Here is a 2,839-nt window from a genome sequence, read left to right as displayed (position 1 = left end):
TCTCCGACGCGCTGTTTGCGTCGCCCGCGCCCGAGAAGCCCGGCTTCGCCATCGAGGCGGCAGAGCCCGCCGAAGGCGCCGCCGCCGCCCCGGCCGCGGAAGCCAAGCCGATCGCCGACCTGCTCGCCACCGCCAATGTCGAGGCGGGCGCGGCCGTGTTCAAGAAATGCCAGGCCTGCCATTCCGGCGAGAAGGGTGGTCCGAACAAGGTCGGCCCCGATCTCTGGGACATTATCGACCGACCCGTCGCCGAGCATGAGGGCTTCGCCTATTCAGCCGGCATGAAGGATTTTTCCAAGGGCGGCGCCGAGAAGTGGACGTACGACAACCTCAACCATTTCATCACTTCGCCGAAGAAGTTCGTCAAGGGCACGGCGATGGGCTTTGCCGGCCTGCCGAAGGACGAGGACCGCGCCAACGTGATCGCCTATCTGCGTACGCTGTCGGACAGCCCGAAGCCGCTGCCGGCGCCGGGTGCTTCGGCCGAGGCCAAGCCTGCGGAAGGCGCCGCGCCGGCCGAGGGCGCCGCGCCCGCCAAGCCGGCGGCACCCGCTCAATAAACAATTTGTCATAAAGACATCCTCAGAAAAGCCGGGTTCGTCCCGGCTTTTCTGTTAGGAAAACAGCATGTGCGGCGACAAAGCCTGCGCATTGCGGTTTCCACGGTCGTCAAATGATCTAGATTGCCGGTGGGGATTGTTCGCAGAGGAGAACGCATGACGGTTGGCCGAACGCTTCTCAACTCCGTGCTGGTCGCGGCCGCCCTTGCCGGCAGCCTGCAGGCCGGCTTCGCGGATGAATGGCGCACCACCTCCTCGCTGATCGGCGACTCCAAATACGGCGACAACTTCCAGCACTACGACTATGTCAATGCGGACGCGCCGAAGGGCGGCACCTACAATTCCGTCGTTCTCGGCACCTTCGACAGCTTCAACCCCTACATCGTGCAGGGCTCGCCGGCCGCGGGGCTGGTCGGCTTCGGCGGAGGGCTGCTCTACGACACGCTGATGGAGCAGTCGACCGACGAGGGCAGCACCAGCCATCCGCTGATCGCCGACGCCTACAAATATCCGGTCGACTATTCCTCGGCGACGTATCGGCTGGACCCGAGGGCCAAATGGCACGACGGCCAGCCAATCACCACCGACGATGTGATCTGGTCGTTCCAGGTGCTGAAGGCCAACAGCCCGCAATACAGCCGCTATTTCGAGAACGTTACCGACGCCGTCGCCATCTCGGACCGCGAGGTCGAGTTCCATTTCAACCAGAAGGGCAATCGCGAGCTGCCGAAGATCATCGGCGACCTCGCCGTGCTGCCGAAGCACTGGTGGGAAGGCACCGACGCCAATGGCAAGAAGCGCGACGTCACCAGACCGACGCTGGAACCGCCGCTCGGCTCCGCTGCCTACAAGATCGCCAGCTTCAAGCCGGGTTCGGAGATCGTCTGGCAGCGCGTGCCTGACTACTGGGCCGCCAAGCTGCCGGTGAAGATAGGGCGTGAGAATTTCGACACGCAGCGCTTCACCTATATCCTTGATGACAATGCGGCATGGCAGGCTTTCACCAAAGGCGGACTCGACGACATCAAGCCGGAAAACAGCTCGAAGCGCTGGAAGACGTTCTATGATTTCCCAGCGATCCAGACCGGCGACGTCATCAAACAGGAATTCAAGACCACCTCTCCCGAGCCGATGCAGGCCTTCATGCTGAACCAGCGGCGTCCCCTATTTGGGGATCGCCTGGTGCGCGAGGGACTGACCTATCCGTTCGATTTCGAGACGATGAACCGCACGCTTTTCTATGGTTTCAACACCCGCACGCAAAGCTATTTCCAGGGCACGGAACTGGCATCCAGCGGCCTGCCGCAGGGCAAAGAGCTGGAAATCCTGGAAAAGTACCGCGACAAGCTGCCACCCGAGCTGTTCACCGAGGAATTCAAGCTGCCGGTCTACGATACCCCTCAGGCCGAGCGGAAATATCTGAAGCAGGCGGTCGAGCTGTTCGCCAAGGCCGGCTGGGTCATCAAGGGCGGCAAGATGGTGAACGCCAAGACCGGCGCGCCGTTCAAGTTCGAGATTTTGGGCTGGAACGACACCGACCAGGTGATCGCCAGTCCCTGGATCGCCAATCTGCGCAAGATCGGAGTGGATGCGACGCTGCGCATCATCGACCAGACCCAATATGTCAACCGCGTCAACAATTTCGATTATGACGTCATCATAGGTCAGCTCGGGCAGTCGGAATCGCCCGGCAACGAGCAACGCGACTTCTGGAGCTCGAAGGCCGCCGATAAGCCGGGGTCGCGCAACTATGCCGGCATCAAGGATCCGGTCGTCGACGCGCTCGTCGACCGCATCATCTTTGCCACCGACCGCGACGACCTCGTCGCTGCCACCCACGCGCTCGACCGGGTGCTGCTGTGGAACTTCTATGTGGTGCCGCAATACTACCGCGCCGTGTTGTGGCTCGCCTACTGGAACAAGTTCGGCATCCCGCAAAAGCAGCCGACCTACAGCGGCGCCGACCAGAGTTCCTGGTGGATCGACCCCGAGAAGGAAAAGGCGCTGGCCGCCAAATACAAGGGTAGCAATTGATGGCCTCGCGCCGCGATTTCCTGGCACTCGGCGGTGCCGCCGCGGCCGCAGCCCTGTTGCCGGGGCGAGCTTTCGCCACCACGGCGACCGGCGTGAAACTGCACGGCCTATCGGCCTTCGGCGACCTCAAATACAAGCCTGATTTCACCCATTTCGACTACGTCAATCCGGATGCGCCCAAGGGCGGCCAGATGAATTTCGCGCCGCCGAACGCCACCTTGAATCAGAGTTTCCTGACCTTCAAC

Annotated in this window: 3 protein-coding genes; all 3 read left to right on the top strand. The window is 62.2% G+C overall.

From position 1 onward, the window contains the following. Positions 1-560 (top strand): cytochrome c family protein (locus tag EOA33_RS30870; protein ID WP_145989372.1); only part of this gene is annotated, 560 nt, incomplete at its 5' end. A 156-nt stretch (positions 561-716) separates the two neighbouring features. Beyond that, positions 717-2,594, top strand: a complete 1,878-nt coding sequence (locus EOA33_RS30865; RefSeq protein WP_127407365.1) for an extracellular solute-binding protein — start codon at positions 717-719, stop codon at positions 2,592-2,594. Then, positions 2,594-2,839, top strand: a 246-nt coding sequence (locus tag EOA33_RS30860; RefSeq protein WP_190234420.1) for a twin-arginine translocation signal domain-containing protein, incomplete at its 3' end; no start/stop codon positions are given. The genes EOA33_RS30865 and EOA33_RS30860, both read left to right, overlap by 1 nt.

This window comes from Mesorhizobium sp. M4A.F.Ca.ET.050.02.1.1 (genome assembly GCF_003997725.1).
In the GTDB taxonomy this organism is placed as follows: Bacteria; Pseudomonadota; Alphaproteobacteria; order Rhizobiales; family Rhizobiaceae; genus Mesorhizobium.
The sequence above is the reverse complement of the archived record's forward strand: the minus strand, read 5'-3'. Positions and strand labels throughout refer to the sequence as shown.